This window comes from Emticicia sp. CRIBPO (genome assembly GCF_009905725.1).
In the GTDB taxonomy this organism is placed as follows: domain Bacteria; phylum Bacteroidota; class Bacteroidia; order Cytophagales; family Spirosomataceae; genus Leadbetterella.
The window spans coordinates 400,085-415,038 of record NZ_JAAAKV010000007.1 but is presented as its reverse complement, the minus strand read 5'-3'; the positions used below and the strand labels follow the sequence as shown (position 1 = coordinate 415,038).

Below are 14,954 nucleotides of genomic sequence, written 5' to 3'. Positions count from 1 at the left end.
TGCCAGAATTTAATTATACAATAAGCTTCAGTAGTAATACTGAGGCTTTTTTGTGTTTAAATCTACCAGAGAAAGGAGGAAAGGAAAAAGGGATCAGAATGGCTATGATCGGATTGCTCCTAAGAAAACCTAAGAGAATATTTGAAAGGGGTGTATCCTGTTAGATAAACATGCTGGCCGGGGGTGTTTAATGAGCCGAAATGGACGCTGTATTTTTCTCCCTCCAGTCCGCGTATGGTGTCATGGCGTTTAATACCCGGACCGAACGTTATCTTGTCACCCTCACATATAAATTCACCAAAACCTTCTTTGAGGAAATAGTCTTTCTCATTTCCGGGGGCTTTTTCTACGCCCTTAAGTACTCCGTTTTCCGAAAAACAAAGATGTATGGTTACCGCAACGCCCTCCTGTCCGCTTACTTCAAAATCTAAAGTAACCTTTCCTTGATCTTCAGTAACTGTCACCTGGCTTTCCAGGGTTTTTACATTACTGACCGGGCGTTTGTCAAATGACATTTTACTCCAGAAACGATCGTCAATACTTGGCGTTAGTTCATAATCTCCGTCTTTGTTCCTGTGTTTTTTCGGCAAAGGCTGATAATAAGGAGCTTCCAGCTTCTTGTATAATAAATACTTTCCATTCTTGCGAAAAAGCCCCTCACTCCTGAAGTAACCCATACTGAAAAACCGGGATGACATCCGCATATATTTCAGAATGGCCTTGCCTTTGCGATAGGCAAAGAAATTAGGGCTTACTGACCTTCCTGAAGCTATAATCAGCGGCCAGTCATTGCCCCCGAAGAGGGTAACGGTTGTTTCGTTTCTTCGAATTCTTGCCAGACTGCTGGTTTTAAACAAACGCTCATAATCGGTAGAGGGGTACTGAGGGGCGGGAAGCTGGCCCCCTAAGACCGGATTAGCCATAAAGCAATATAAAGCCTCATTGATAATATCAGACTCAAATTCCGGTTGTTTTTCTATTAAACTGGCGATAGCAGAGAATACAGCATGTCTGAGTTCAATGGCTAAATACCTGTAATGGAGATATTGGACGATAATGTTACGTGTAGAGAACTGATCCTGACGCCTTGAGTCAAATGTCACCAGGTCTCCGTTGGGCTCCATGTAATAATATGTCATTTCAAGGGCTTTCTTAACAGGATTGTAAAGCTTTGGTCTGTTAAGCAATCTTCCTATGGTAATAAATGCCCTGTTTTCAACGTCAGCATAGTTCATGCTCCGTTCGGGATAATGACCATCCTCATCGATGAATATCCCTTCAGAAAGCCATTCATCGATACGGTTAACATATTTTGCGTCCGGGTATAGCTTGTTGATCCAGGCCAGGGCGGAGCAGATCTCCCACCTGTGATTAGGCGTATGGACACCGCCGGTGGTCAGAGCGTTCCCTACTTTCTGAATAAATCCTTTAATGGCCTCTTTGATTTTATCCAGGTCTTTCTGATCATTCTGGCTCAAAATGTATACACCCGAACATAAAGGTTCCATGATGAAAGCCGTATCAGGCGGAGACTCAAGGTTGCCGGCATTAACAGTGCCGTCAGGACGAAGCAGCGAAAGGAGCTTGTCAGTGATTTCGCCCAACTTAACCAGCAGGGCCTCGTTTGCATAATACGAAGAAGACGGGTGGCAATAAGCTGCTGAAAATTTAGCAAAGTTATAGCCCGGGCTCCGGCCCCCATGGCGATTGGCGGCATCGCCGCGTAGTAACAGGTCGCTTACATGGGCATCGTTGCCTTTGACAAGCAGGGGCATTAAATCCGAAGAGGAGTAATGACCTGCAAGAACATGACTTTCGGCGAAAAGCAGGTTATTGGACAAGGGAGCCAGCAAAAGAGAACCGCTGGCAAATAATGATCTTTTTAGGAATGTATTTCTGTTGATACGTGACATATTCATCTGTCATTTTGTGATGGAAGTCCGGTACAGAATCTTGCCCTGGTAGTCAATGGCATGGACCACCAGTTCTTTGGCGGTAACAGAAAACAAGAGAAAGCCGTAAGCTCTGGCCGCGAATTTACTGTAATCCAGTTTATCTACCTGGGTGGCTTCTGAAGCGGAGCCTGAGACAAAATGATGGACGCCCTTTCCGCCGGGCTGGAGATGCTGAAGACTATGATCATGACCTGCAAGGTAGGCGTCTACCATATGGGTGTTTAAAAGCTGATTCAGCGAGTTTCTGATTCTTTTGGTATCATAGCCCTCCCTTCTGCTTAAGCTGCCCGTAAACATCGGATGATGGCCGACTACTAAGTTCCACTGCACATTCGGTTCAAGAACAGAAATGGATTCCTTTATCCAGGCCTTCTGGGCTGTGGAGTCCTGGGATTTTACATTCGGGCCGTATTCCTGGTTCTGGTAGAATTCAGGAATAAGGGGGTTGGTATCAATAAATGTAAACTTCATTCTTTTTCCGGATCCGTCCCTGAGCCCAATGCTTTTATTATAGTACCTGGCCGGCATCTGCCATCTTCTGCTGATTTTTGTATAAGCTACCTGGGCATCAGGGTTTCCGAGGTAATCATGATTTCCCAGAACAGAATACCATTCTCTTTGTAATGCAAAATCCTTGTAAATTTCCTCCAGGGAATAATGCCAGTGCGGATCGGTGGGACTTGCCACGCCTTTAGGATAAAAATTGTCTCCGAGATTAACAAAGAAGGTTACTTCCACTTCCCGGGCGGTTCTGGCCATTTGCTGAGCCACCGGTATCTGATGATCATCGCCGAAGCGTCCCCAGTCGCCGAAAACAATGAAATTGATGGCTCCCTTTTGTATGTCAAGTTTCAAAGAATCCTGGGCCAGGGAGGATTCCAGGCTTATAATGGCGAGGATAACGGCAAGTAAGATTCTTTTGGCGTAATAAATTCGGTTCATCTGAAGGCTCATGTTTTGGTAAGGTTGTCGTTTGAGAACCGGGATGACAGAGATAAGGTTTTCTCCAGCCAGCTTTCTCCGGATATCAGAATGCAAACATAAACAATAAATAGGATTGTTCTCAACACCGGATGTTACCGGAATTTGAAGAAAGTGGTCAGAAGAACGAATGGCTGACAGCCGGAGAACGGGGAGGGGTATAAAAAGAAAGCCCTCAAAACGACGTTTTGAGGGCTTAAAATCTCTTTGATAAGACTTAGAACCTGAAGTGCGAGAATGCCTTGTTGGCATCTGCCATACGGTGCGTATCATCTTTCTTTTTAACAGAAGCACCTTCACCTTTTGAAGCCGCTACGATCTCTCCTGCCAAACGCTCAGTCATGGTTTTTTCACCACGTTTGCGGGCATAATTGATCATCCATTTCATTCCTAAAGATTGTTTACGCTCAGCTCTTACTTCAGTCGGAACCTGGAATGTTGCTCCACCCACACGACGGCTTTTCACCTCTACGGCTGGCATTACATTATTCAACGCTTTTTTCCAGATTTCAAGGCCATTTTCGCTTGTACGTTTCTCTACGATCTCAAGAGCACCATAGAAAATACCGTAAGCTAAAGACTTCTTTCCGTCAAGCATCAAATTGTTCACAAACTTAGTTACAGTTACATCCCTGAACTTAGGGTCAGGTAACACGTAACGTTTTTTTGGTTTTGCTTTTCTCATTTCTTTTTTGTTAAAGAAGGTTTCGTTTAACTAATTAAACTAATTCACATTCGGTTTTACAGAATATTACTTCCCTTTATATTTAAGCATAAACTACTGCTAGTTTATGTCAATACAAATTCGTAATTATTTCTTTTTACCTTTTGCTGGTGCTGCTGCAACCTGACCTGGTTTAGGACGTTTTGCACCATACTTAGAGCGACTTTGCTTACGGTTGTTTACACCGGCGGTATCCAATGCTCCACGAACGATGTGATAACGTACACCCGGAAGATCCTTAACACGACCACCACGAATCAATACGATTGAGTGCTCTTGCAAGTTGTGACCCTCGCCCGGAATGTAAGCGTTCACCTCTTTTTGGTTTGTTAAACGTACACGGGCAACTTTACGCAAAGCCGAGTTTGGCTTCTTAGGCGTAGTTGTATAAACACGCGTACACACACCACGACGCTGTGGGCATGAATCCAATGCCGGAGATTTCGACTTGTAATTAAGAGTCTCTCTTCCTTTTCTTACTAACTGCTGTATAGTAGGCATTGTAAACTGTTAAAAATGAATAAATTAATAAATTTCCCCTAAAAAGGGAGTGCAAAGGTAGGAAAAAATAATTAAACGGAAAAATAATTTGAAGTCTTTTAGAGAGTAAAAGGCTTTATTATTAAATATTTAGGCAGATAAACAGCTATGGCAAAGCCAGACTTCACAAAAAAGCAACATAAAAGAATGAAATTTTACAATAATCTGAGGCCGGCCTTTTCAGGAAGCGATTACCTCCTCTGGGATGAATAATCTGGCTGTTTTGAACTCATCAGGATTTACATCGAAGAAGTGATCATGTATATTGATTACTGCACCGGATTTACCGACTTTGTGGTATTCACCGTTTTCCTGCAGTTCATAAGCATTTACATTATCTGCCAGGTTCATCTTAAGGATGTAAATCAGCTGTTGTTTGATGTCAGGATTTACAAACTCAAAAAGAGATTCAATTCTTTTGTCAAAACTCCTGACCATTAAATCGGCACTTCCTCCGAAAACCCTCGGGTGGCCGTCATTATGGAAATAGAAGATACGGGCGTGTTCAAGATAGTTGCCGACGATAGAACGCACTTTTATGTTTTCACTCAGCCCTAATCTGCCGGGTCTGAGACAGCATATTCCGCGGATGATCAGCTCTATTTTTACACCTTCCTGTGAAGCTTTATAAAGTTCCTCGATGGTCTTTTTGTCTTCCAGAGAGTTGATTTTGATACAAATGCCCGCAGGCTTTCCTTCCTGGGCATTTCTGGCTTCATTTTGAATCAGGTTGATCAAAGCCAGTCTCATGTCTTTAGGCGACGTAATGAGATTTTTATAGTGACCCGGTTGAGAGTGCCCCGTGATGACATTAAAGAACTCCGAAATATCATGGGTATAATCAGGATTGGCAGTCAGAAGGCCAACATCTGTATATAACTTAGAGGTGTCTTCATTATAGTTACCACTGGCCATGTGAGCATACTGAACCACCTTAGGCCCTTCTTTTCTCACAATCAGCATCAGTTTGGTATGGGTTTTCAGCCAGCCGATACCATAAATTACAAAGCATCCTGCCTTCTGTAGTTTTTCTGCTTCCTTGATGTTGTTTTCTTCATCAAAACGGGCTTTGATCTCAAAGAGAGCAGAAACATGTTTCCCGTTTTCAGCGGCCCTGAGAAGAGCCGCAGTTATCCTGGAGTTCTTGGCCAGCCTGTAGATGGTAAGTTTTATAGACAATACATTAGGATCATCAGCCGCCTTTTCTACCAGCTGGACAACCGGTTCGAAGGTATTGTAAGGGTGGTGTAACAGAATGTCGTTTTCCCTGATGGCTTCGAATATGTTGTTCATATTTTCCCTGTTCAGGTTGACAGGGTAGATAGAAGGTTTTTGTGAAGGCAGTTCCACCTTGAATTCCGGGTGATTAACGATCTGCCAGACACGGGTATAATCAATCAGTTCATGATTAATATAGATGTTGTACTTGTCAATCTCCCATTTCTTCTGTACGATCTGCATCATCCAGGGAGAAGGGTTGTTTTCAACCACCATGCTTACGACTCTGCCGACTTTCCTGCTTTTGATCTTCTCTTTTACTTCATCCACAAAGTCAGCGTCCATGTCGTCATTTTCCTCAATGCTGAAATCGCCGTTCCGGAGAATCCTGAAAAGGTCAATCGATTCAATATTGACATTGCGGTAGAGCTTTTGTATCTGGTTTCTTACGATCTGTTCGATAGGCAGGAATATGACACAATCCTCTTTTTCAAAAGTATAGAACTTCGGGAGATTGCTGGGAATCTGAACAAATGAAAGCTTTTTATTCTCTTCGTTTTCAGGGAAAAGCGTGGTTTGGTTTTCGGTAGAAACAACCCCGAGGATCAGGTTCTTAGCCAGGAGGATCGGAAATGCGTGCGTGTGATCACACAACATCGGCGTCAGCATCGGGTAGATGGTATAATCAAAATACTCCTCCACCTCTTTCAGCTGCTCTTTATTCAGGTCTTCGTATTTAATGATCTGAAAGCCGTTTTTCTGGAATGCGGGCTTAAGTTCTTCCCTGTAGATCCTGTTACGCTCTTCATAAAAGGAATTGATGGTAGCCAGAAGGGTTTTCCGGAACTGTCCTTCTCTCAATCCTGAGTAATCAACCCTCTCTTTGTTAAAATCAATATAATTATAAAGACTACCCACGCGGACCGTGAAGAATTCATCCAGGTTAGAAGCGGTGATGGCCAGAAATTTTAGTTTTTCAAATATGTTCAGGGAAGGATTGGTCACCTGGTCTAAAACCCTCATGTTGAATTTCATCCAGCTAAAATCACGGCTCAGCAGATTTGATTTATCAATACTTTCCTGGGTTTTGCTGAATTTATTGACAGGGGTACTGCTCTGATTGGTCTCAACACCTGAATCCAACAAATCTTTAAAAAATGAAAAAAAACCTTTTGACTCCGTTGTATTTCCCATACTAAAATTTATACTGAAGAACGTGAATTGTTCCGCCTCTGCGAATTTCGAAACAAAAAAGAGATAAATCAACAGAAAGCGTGTATTATCTTTTTATTATGTGAACGAAAAAGGCAGATGTTCAGATATAAGAAGATAGCCTGAATTTGCCAAACGGATGTTTTTCCGGATGGATGGCTACAAACTATGCCGGAAGAAATGCTTCTATTTCAGGTCATTGGCCCAGTTGAACCTTTCGTCGGGAGAGAACTTCCACGGAGCCATGTTGGTTTCCAGGTTCTGGAACATCATGTTCCATGATTGTGGTGCCTGGCTTTCTTCCATCACCCTGTAGCGGCGGAGCTGAAGAATGATATCCAGCGGGCTGATCATCACCGGACATTCCTGCACGCAGGCATTGCAGGTGGTGCAGGCCAGTAACTCTTCGTCCTTTATATAGTCACCCAGGAGGGTTTTACCGTCATCATAGTCATACCCGTTTTTCAGCCAGCCTTTCTGTATATCTTCGAGGCGGTCGCGGGTGTCCATCATGATTTTTCTAGGAGAGAGTTCTTTGCCGGTAATGTTGGCCGGGCAGGACGATGTGCAGCGACCGCATTCTGTGCAGCTGTAAGCATCCATCAGGTTTTTCCAGCTCAGGTCTTTGACGTCTTTGGCTCCGAACCGCTCCGGTGTTTCGCTGGCCGGGGCATCTGCCTGCTCAAGACCCAGCATTATTTTTACCTCTTTGGTGACCGTCGGCATGTTTTTCATTTCGCCTTTCGGGGTGAGGTCAGCAAAGTAAGTGTTGGGAAAAGCCAGGGCAATGTGCAAATGTTTGGAATAGGTCACATACAAAGCAAAGGACATGATGCCGAGGATATGAAACCACCAGGCAGCTCTTTCATAGGCCACCAGGGAATGGTCTGACCAGGAATCAAAAACGGGTTTCAGCAAACCACTGATAAGGAAATCGCCGGTGACAGCCTCACCGTAATGACCCACGGCCCTTTCCTGTAAGATGACATCGGTGGCATTCATGCTCAGGAAGGCCCACATCAATACTATTTCAATAAACAGTATGATGGTGGCGTCCAGGGCCGGCCAGGCTTTCATTTCTTTATGACGTGCAGGTTGCAACCTTTCTACTCGGAGGATGTGGCGGCGGACCAGGAACACAGAACAGGCAATAATTACTCCTAAGGCCAGGAACTCGAAGAAGTTGATCAGAAAGGCATAGACATTTCCTAGAGGCTGAAAAAATATGCGGTGGGTACCGAAAATACCATCGATGAGAATTTCAAGTACTTCTATATTAATGATAACAAAGCCGACATAGACCAGGGCATGTAAAGCTCCGACGACAGGGCGGGTAAACATTTTCTTCTGACCGAAGGCTACCAGCAACATGGTTTTCAATCTTTCGGCCGGTTGGTCGGTCCTGTTTTCGCTTCTGCCCAACTGAATGGTTTTTTTAATTAACAGGACTCTTCTGGCAATAAAGTAAGCGGCCAGGGATAAAGCAGCGATAAAAATGATCTGGGCTATCATGAGATTGTCTTTTAATTAAAATGAACACATTTACTGAAACAGGGCAAATATAGTATGCAAGCATACCATTACAAATATCGTCAAAAACAGAAACAAAACAAGAATGTTAATATTTTTTTAGATATTTTTTTCAGGAAGTTTGCGAATAAAAAGTTTTTGTCTAATTTTGCAGTCCCAAATCAATGGGAATGGTGGTGATTCGGTGATGTAGCTCAGTTGGTAGAGCAAAGGATTGAAAATCCTTGTGTCGGCGGTTCGATTCCGTCCATCACCACGCTGAAAATAAGGCAGTTATGACGTAATGTTGTAGCTGCTTTTTTCTTTGATATAGGGTGCAACATTCTTATAATCGGTAAATACTCGATATTTTACGGGGCCTTATTTGGAGTTATGTATCTCCTAGCCTTAAAATTTAGATAGTGAATAGGATTGGAAGCGAGGGCTTTCAACAAAAGAAAAATGAGTCACAGGTTTTTGAAACCGCGACTCATTGATCTACAAATACATTTAATAGAATGAAAGGTTTAAATTATAGTTCATCGACTTTGTATTTAGGAGGTATTTTATCCCTTATCGAATCTTTATAGCGGTGTATAGTTGCAAAAGATGTTTTTCCTTCCCATGCTAAACGACCTATAACGATTGATGGGTGAATATTCTCTTTTTTGGCGAAGTCAAATACCTCATCAGAAGGAATGTAGTTATAATATTGTCTAAAATAAGTCATTATCTGATCTCCCTTTAAAGCCTTTGCAGCCTCATTGTTTGCCTCAACTTCATTATCATCAGTGTTGTCTTTTGAAAGTTCCGATGTGCCGTCTATTACAACACCGGACTTATAGTGTTCTTTTAAAATATGAACAATCTCATGAGCAATATTAAACCAAAAAGTGTCAAGACGATTAGTCCGACCAGTTAGTGCAATTACAGGCCCATGTTCACAGTCAAATGCAGCTCCTTCTGTATATGTTTTTGACAGGTGAGGAATAAATAAGAAACGGACACCACAAGAATTAAGTCGTTTTAAAAAATCAGCGATTCCTTCAGAAGGATCTTTATGGTTAGTATATGCGTATAACTCATTGAAAAGGGATTTGAGCTTTTCTTTGTTATAAGAAGGAATATTCTTGATTCTATTCGCTTTTTCTTTCGAAAACAGATACCATGCTATTCTATTATAATATTTGTCGTTCCCTGTTTCTGAATGCGTAATATTCCTGTATGATAAGCAATTACTCTGATTCTGCAAAAAACTCTCCAATCCATCTGTTGAATTTACGGAGATGCCTAGAGATTTACTCAGACTACTCAAGTAGCCGTTAAGGTCTTTTTGTTTGGTAATCCAACCCCGCTTTATCATTTCAGTAATAGGCAACAGATTAAAAAGGTTACTCTTTTCTTTAATCTCTGAATTTTTTGTAAACTGTAAATACTTACTAACCAAAGCAGTTATTAACAGTGTCATTTCATCTCTACTCAACTTCAAAGCTGAAGAAATGTCTGTTGCCTGCTCAATAGACATGGGCCGTTTGTCTTTAAGTAGCTCATTAGTATGTTTTAAAGACAAATCCAAAATTTGAGATAAGTCTTCCTGTGTCCAATCTAAAGAGTCAAGCTTTTCCTTAATAATTGTACCAGGAGTAGTAAGATTTTTTTCTATTTCTTCCATAATGCCGAAAAATTTAAAGAAATTAAAAAAATAGTAATAGAAAACAAGTTACAGCAGTAGCTAATGATGATACTGGCGACGGATTAGTTAAAGGTATTAGTATTATAATTGTAAAGGTAGACACAAAAGTAATATAAAAGTTTAATAATGTTGTAATAATTGTATTCGTGTTAGTGTAAAATGGAGATTTAAGTGAGTCATAATCTACGAGAATGAATTTTGTTCGTTGTAAATGGGATTCTGATGTTGTTATATTAAGTGCTGATAATAAAATAGATACAAATAAAAAATATATATTACCTCAGATGTAAAAAAAATTTTTTAAGATTGTCGAAAAAATTGTTGCATGATTTAAAAAAGGATTGTATGTTTGTGCCAACTTTAGAATTAAAGGTAAAAAAATAAGCCGAAGCTTTCGCTACGGCTTGGAAAAATAAGATGACGGGTTCGCAACCCGCCAAATATTTTTGGGCGTGAGAATTCAAAAATATTCAAACTTCTTCAATTTTCCAAGTCTGAGAGCTTCCTAGTGGTAAATAATTTAATCATTACGAAGAGCGAGCATCTACATTTAAGTTACAGCTGTTTTTAAGAATACAGATATTTTGTATTTGTAAACAGCTTTTGGCAAAGCCAATTTACTGCTGAAATGATAAGCAGGAGAGTATTTTTTTATAATCAAAAATTTAATTTTATGAACTTAATAAGTAGTGAAGGAGAAGTCCCTTTGCAAAAAAACACACCTTTGAAGTTTGTTGTAGAAGGGAGAGAATATGAGACCTCAGATCAGTACAAAACAGGGGAAGAATTGAAACAGCTCGCTGGAATACCTTTAGATACTGAGTTATTTTTGTCAATCAGTGAACCCTATCAGGATGAGCTTATTGAAAATGAGAAAAAAGTTAATTTAGCTCGACCTGAAACGGAATATTTCTTTGTAAAGAAGAAACTACAGTTCTTCATCAATCACAAGCCTTTTACCTGGTATAAACAATACATCAGAGGTATCCAAATAAGAGATCTGGGAAATATACCTGCAGAGGATAATATCTTCCTAGATATAAAGGAAGATTGGCAAGATGATCAAATATTGGATGACGAAGTAGTTGACTTAGCCCGTCCGGGTAAAGAGAATTTTTTCTCTAAGCCAAGACCAACGGAAGTGACAATCATTGTTAATGCTCTGACACATATATGGAAAGAAGTTAACATTTCTTTTGAGCAGCTGGTTGTTTTGGCTTTTGGGTCACATGATAATAATCCTGACAAAGGTTACACAGTTACTTACAGCAGAGGTTGGGAACCTAAGGTAGAAGGTACTATGGTAAAAGGTTCGATTGTTCGTGTCAAAAATAAAATGGTATTCGATGTCACAGCAACAGATAAATCATAGCCCCGACCTTAAACGTCTAAGAGACGAAGGTTATGAGATCGAGGTACATGGTGGATATTTACTTATCCACCATATACCCTTTGTCGATCAAAACAGACAGATACAATATGGCATATTGGTAAGTACTCTTACGTTAAGTAGTAATAACCAGACAGCAGCTCCGGATAATCATGTGATATATTTTATTGGGGATAACCCCTGTGACGTTGAAGGTATAGAGATCTCAGCAATTCAACATATTAATGCTAATACAGTGTTGAACCATCATATTACTGTAAATAGATCCTTTTCCAACAAGCCTGCTGCCGGATACCCTAACTACTACGAAAAGGTTAAAAGGTATGCGGAGATTATTTCAGCACCAGCGAAATATCTGAACCCTTTGGTTACGGAAAAAACTTTTAAATTGATAAAGGATATTGCTAACGAAACAATGTTCAAATACATTGACACCAATTCAAGCCGAGCAAATATCGAGATAATCAATGCAAAGTTAGAGAGGCAGAAAATAGCAATTATTGGTTTGGGTGGAACTGGGGCATATATTTTGGATATGGTCGCTAAATGCCCAGTAAGAGAAATTCACCTTTATGATGGCGATAGCTTTGATCAGCACAATGCTTTCCGTTCTCCTGGTGCAGCATCAGAGAGTGATCTGAATGAAAATCCAAAAAAGGCAGAATATTATCAAAAGCTATATTCAAACATGCACAAGTATATCCATGTCCATGACTATTATGTAAAAAAAGAAAATTTACAAGAGTTAGATCAAATGGACTACGTATTTGTATGTGTTGATAGAAATGCTGCAAGAAAGATGATAACAGATTATTTGGCGAGTATAGGCGTGGCTTTTTCAGATGTAGGCTTAGGTGTGAATATTGTTGGTGACAAGCTTACCGGTGCTGTCAGGGTTACTTCCGCCACTCGTGACAAAAACGACCACCTGCCACTACGCATTTTCTCGGAAGATACTGACGACAATGAATATGCTACCAACATTCAGATTGCGGAATTGAATGCACTGAATGCTATTTTAGCTATCCTGAAATGGAAGAAGATTTCTGGGATTTACGTTGATTTGGAAAATGAGCATCACAGCTCATATTCAATAGGTGTATCTAAAATTTTCAATGAAGATGTTAAGGCATAAATTTATTGAGTTCATTCCAGAAAAAACAGAAGATGGTATTTTGTACATCTCAATGGAATATTGTACAGCCATACACAAATGCGTGTGTGGCTGTGGTAATAAAGTTGTGACACCTTTATCACCAACAGGTTGGAAACTAACTTTTAATGGTAAGACAGTTACCCTTGATCCTTCTATTGGCAACTGGAATTTTGAATGTCAGTCACATTATTGGATCAGAGATAACGAAGTTGAGTTTGCGAGCAGATGGACAGAAAAGGAAATCCGCTTAGGTAGAGAAAATGACTTAGAACGTAGAAAGAAATATTTTGGAGAACCGGATATTTCAAAAGAAGAATCTGCCATTCCGAAAAGTTCAAAGCCGACAATCTGGCAAAGAATATTTAGATTCTTTCTATTTTAATAAGAAAGCCGAAGTTAAACCTTCGGCTTTTTATTTATTGTATCAAGTTGTTGAGAGCTCGCTTCAGGGAGTTAAGTGGAAATAACAGGTTCAGGAACTCCGAAGGTCAAATCCAGATTTACTCAACAACATTTTCCCATCAGTTCTCTTGTTTAATTCTGCAAACCTTGTATTATTACCACTTGTAATGAAACCCGCTTGTTTTTATGAACATACGACCGGCTTTAGTGCTTTTGAAAGAAGGAAAAATCCTGACGATGCGTTATCGTTATGGCGAAAGAGACGTGTATAACCTGCCCGGAGGAAATGTTGATTTCGGGGAGGGGCTGAAAGATACTTTGATCAGAGAACTGGTGGAAGAGCTGAACCTCGAGGTGAGCGTCGGCGATTTGCTTTTTGTGGCCGAAGTGCATCTGAAAGAAAAGCAAACCCTGCATTGCGTTTTCAAAGGAGAGGTGCTTTCAGGAGAGCCGGTCCTTAACCCTGAACAGACGACGGCCCATGAAGTCTGTTGGCTGGAGCCTGAAAATCTCGTAGAAACCAACTTGTATCCCAGTGTTGGCGAGGCCCTCAAAAATGCCCTGGAAGGTGAGCAGATCAACTGGTTTCTGGGTAAGATAGATCAGAAGTGGTTTTGATATAAGAAAGGAAAAAGGAGGACGGAAAAAGGAGATCGGGAGGGCCTGACGAAAAATATAACTTAAAATAAAAACTGATGTCTGCGGAGAACTGGCAAATTGTTGTTTTCTTTTTTTTGATTGCGTCTCTTTACTCTTCGGTAGGTTTTGGGGGTGGATCGTCTTATATTTCTATCCTGGCGTTTTATGGCTTGCCTTTTACTTTTGTGAGGTCGGTGGCTTTGATTTGTAATATTGTGGTGGTTTCCAACTCCACAGTTCAATACTGGAGAAACGGTTTGCTGAACCTTAAGAAAATCATTCCGCTGGTGTTGCTGAGCGTTCCGCTGGCGTTTATCGGAGGGAAAATTCCGCTCAAGGAAAAGAGCTTTTTTATCTTATTGGGTGTTACACTCCTGATCGCGTCTTTACTGATGTGGTTTCAGCCGAAAACATCTTCAAACGGCGAGAAACGCAAGCTGTCAGATCAGAAACAATTTATATTTGATCTTCTCGTTGGAGGTTTTATAGGCTTTGTTTCAGGCATGGTGGGCATTGGTGGCGGCATCTTTCTTTCGCCATTGCTCTATATTCTGAAATGGGATGAGGCCAAGAAGATATCGGCAGTGTCGACAGTCTTTATTCTTGTAAATTCCGTTTCCGGGTTGATCGGGCAAAACAATTTGTCTATTTTTGAGACGAATAAGTACTTTGTACTGGCTTTGGTGCTGGCGGTTTTTGTGGGTGGGTTTTTAGGAAATTACCTGACGATCCTTAAGTTGAAACAGGATACCGTAAGAAAAGCCACGGCCTTGCTGATTGCCTATGTGAGCGTGAACCTGCTGATGAAGTACCTGGGTTAAAACAAAATGAGCATATGAATTTAAGACTGATATGTTACGGGATTACGAAAGATATCCTGGGTGGATTTGAGAAGCAAATAGAAGTAGAAGACGGGATGACCGTAGGGGACTTGAAAAAGGAACTAACCGGAAGATTTCCGGATTTTGAGAAGCTAAAGTCTCTCAGAATTGCCATCAATACCGAATATGCGGATGATCAGAGTATTTTAAGTACAAACGATGAAGTGGTTTTGATTCCACCGGTTTCCGGTGGATGAGATATTCAGAAGTAAAAATGGAAAATATAGAGATAGTATTGAGGGCAGAAACACTTCTGGAGCAAGAGGCCCTGGATTTTGTAAAGTCGGATGGTTCGGGAGGAGTGGTTTTGTTTACCGGAACTGTCAGAAACATGACGAAGGGGAAGAAGGTGATGCGTCTTGATTTTGAAGCGTATGAACCCATGGCGGTTTCAGAGATGAAAAAAATCGCCGTAGAAGCTGTTAGCAGGTTTGAACTAGACAAAATGGCTATTCATCACAGGGTTGGGATATTGGAAGTTGGAGAAATTCCGGTCTTGATCGCCTGTTCTTCTGCTCACCGGAAAGCGGCTTTTGAAGCCTGCGAATTTGCCATCGATACTTTGAAAGAGACAGTACCCATCTGGAAAAGGGAGATTTTTGAAGACGGAGAGGTCTGGGTTTCTGCCACACCTTGAACCGGCCAACACATTAG

14 protein-coding genes and 1 tRNA gene are annotated in these 14,954 nt (G+C 41.0%); 8 read left to right on the top strand and 7 right to left on the bottom strand.

What is annotated here, in order from left to right; genetic code table 11:
- Positions 1–119: 119 nt before the first annotated feature.
- The 6 genes from GVN16_RS16650 to GVN16_RS16625 all read right to left on the bottom strand — a co-directional run bounded on the left by GVN16_RS16650 (position 120) and on the right by GVN16_RS16625 (position 8,142).
- Positions 120–1,913: a hypothetical protein gene (locus GVN16_RS16650; RefSeq protein WP_166565046.1), complete on the bottom strand. Its 1,794-nt coding sequence runs from the start codon at positions 1,911–1,913 to the stop codon at positions 120–122.
- A gap of 9 nt (positions 1,914–1,922) precedes the next feature.
- Entirely contained in the window at positions 1,923–2,897 is a 975-nt protein-coding gene (locus GVN16_RS16645) for a metallophosphoesterase (RefSeq protein WP_166565045.1), read from the bottom strand.
- A gap of 256 nt (positions 2,898–3,153) precedes the next feature.
- On the bottom strand, positions 3,154–3,621 hold the full coding sequence (gene rpsG / locus GVN16_RS16640) for a 30S ribosomal protein S7 (RefSeq protein WP_166565044.1): 468 nt from the start codon (positions 3,619–3,621) through the stop codon (positions 3,154–3,156).
- 126 nt (positions 3,622–3,747) lie between these two features.
- Entirely contained in the window at positions 3,748–4,161 is a 414-nt protein-coding gene (gene rpsL, locus GVN16_RS16635) for a 30S ribosomal protein S12 (RefSeq protein ID WP_166565043.1), read from the bottom strand.
- 219 nt (positions 4,162–4,380) lie between these two features.
- Positions 4,381–6,612: a polyphosphate kinase 1 gene (gene ppk1, locus GVN16_RS16630; protein WP_166565042.1), complete on the bottom strand. Its 2,232-nt coding sequence runs from the start codon at positions 6,610–6,612 to the stop codon at positions 4,381–4,383.
- 204 nt (positions 6,613–6,816) lie between these two features.
- Complete coding sequence (locus GVN16_RS16625) at positions 6,817–8,142, bottom strand: (Fe-S)-binding protein (protein WP_166565041.1); 1,326 nt, start codon at positions 8,140–8,142, stop codon at positions 6,817–6,819.
- Between the two features lie 201 nt (positions 8,143–8,343).
- Between GVN16_RS16625 and GVN16_RS16620 the strand changes: the two genes are divergently transcribed.
- Positions 8,344–8,416, top strand: a tRNA-Phe gene (locus GVN16_RS16620).
- A gap of 255 nt (positions 8,417–8,671) precedes the next feature.
- Here the strand turns inward: GVN16_RS16620 and GVN16_RS16615 are convergent.
- Positions 8,672–9,811, bottom strand: a complete 1,140-nt coding sequence (locus GVN16_RS16615; RefSeq protein WP_166565040.1) for an ImmA/IrrE family metallo-endopeptidase — start codon at positions 9,809–9,811, stop codon at positions 8,672–8,674.
- A gap of 694 nt (positions 9,812–10,505) precedes the next feature.
- Here GVN16_RS16615 and GVN16_RS16610 point away from each other — a divergent pair.
- From GVN16_RS16610 to GVN16_RS16580, 7 genes are all read left to right on the top strand, one after another.
- Entirely contained in the window at positions 10,506–11,204 is a 699-nt protein-coding gene (locus tag GVN16_RS16610) for a multiubiquitin domain-containing protein (RefSeq protein WP_166565039.1), read from the top strand.
- Positions 11,179–12,357 carry a ThiF family adenylyltransferase gene (locus tag GVN16_RS16605; RefSeq protein WP_166565038.1) on the top strand — a complete coding sequence of 393 codons (1,179 nt, stop codon included), beginning with the start codon at positions 11,179–11,181 and terminating at the stop codon, positions 12,355–12,357. The genes GVN16_RS16610 and GVN16_RS16605 overlap by 26 nt, the downstream gene beginning before the upstream one ends.
- Positions 12,344–12,760 carry a DUF6527 family protein gene (locus GVN16_RS16600; protein ID WP_205748889.1) on the top strand — a complete coding sequence of 139 codons (417 nt, stop codon included), beginning with the start codon at positions 12,344–12,346 and terminating at the stop codon, positions 12,758–12,760. The genes GVN16_RS16605 and GVN16_RS16600 overlap by 14 nt, the downstream gene beginning before the upstream one ends.
- A 206-nt stretch (positions 12,761–12,966) precedes the next feature.
- Complete coding sequence (locus GVN16_RS16595) at positions 12,967–13,398, top strand: NUDIX domain-containing protein (protein WP_166565036.1); 432 nt, start codon at positions 12,967–12,969, stop codon at positions 13,396–13,398.
- Between the two features lie 77 nt (positions 13,399–13,475).
- Entirely contained in the window at positions 13,476–14,240 is a 765-nt protein-coding gene (locus GVN16_RS16590) for a sulfite exporter TauE/SafE family protein (protein ID WP_166565035.1), read from the top strand.
- 14 nt (positions 14,241–14,254) lie between these two features.
- A complete protein-coding gene (locus GVN16_RS16585) occupies positions 14,255–14,497 on the top strand; it encodes a MoaD/ThiS family protein (protein WP_166565034.1) in 243 nt (80 codons plus the stop codon).
- A gap of 17 nt (positions 14,498–14,514) precedes the next feature.
- The gene (locus GVN16_RS16580; protein ID WP_166565033.1) at positions 14,515–14,937 is read left to right on the top strand and encodes a molybdenum cofactor biosynthesis protein MoaE; all 423 of its coding nucleotides are present in this window, start codon (positions 14,515–14,517) and stop codon (positions 14,935–14,937) included.
- The last annotated feature ends 17 nt before the right edge of the window (positions 14,938–14,954 follow it).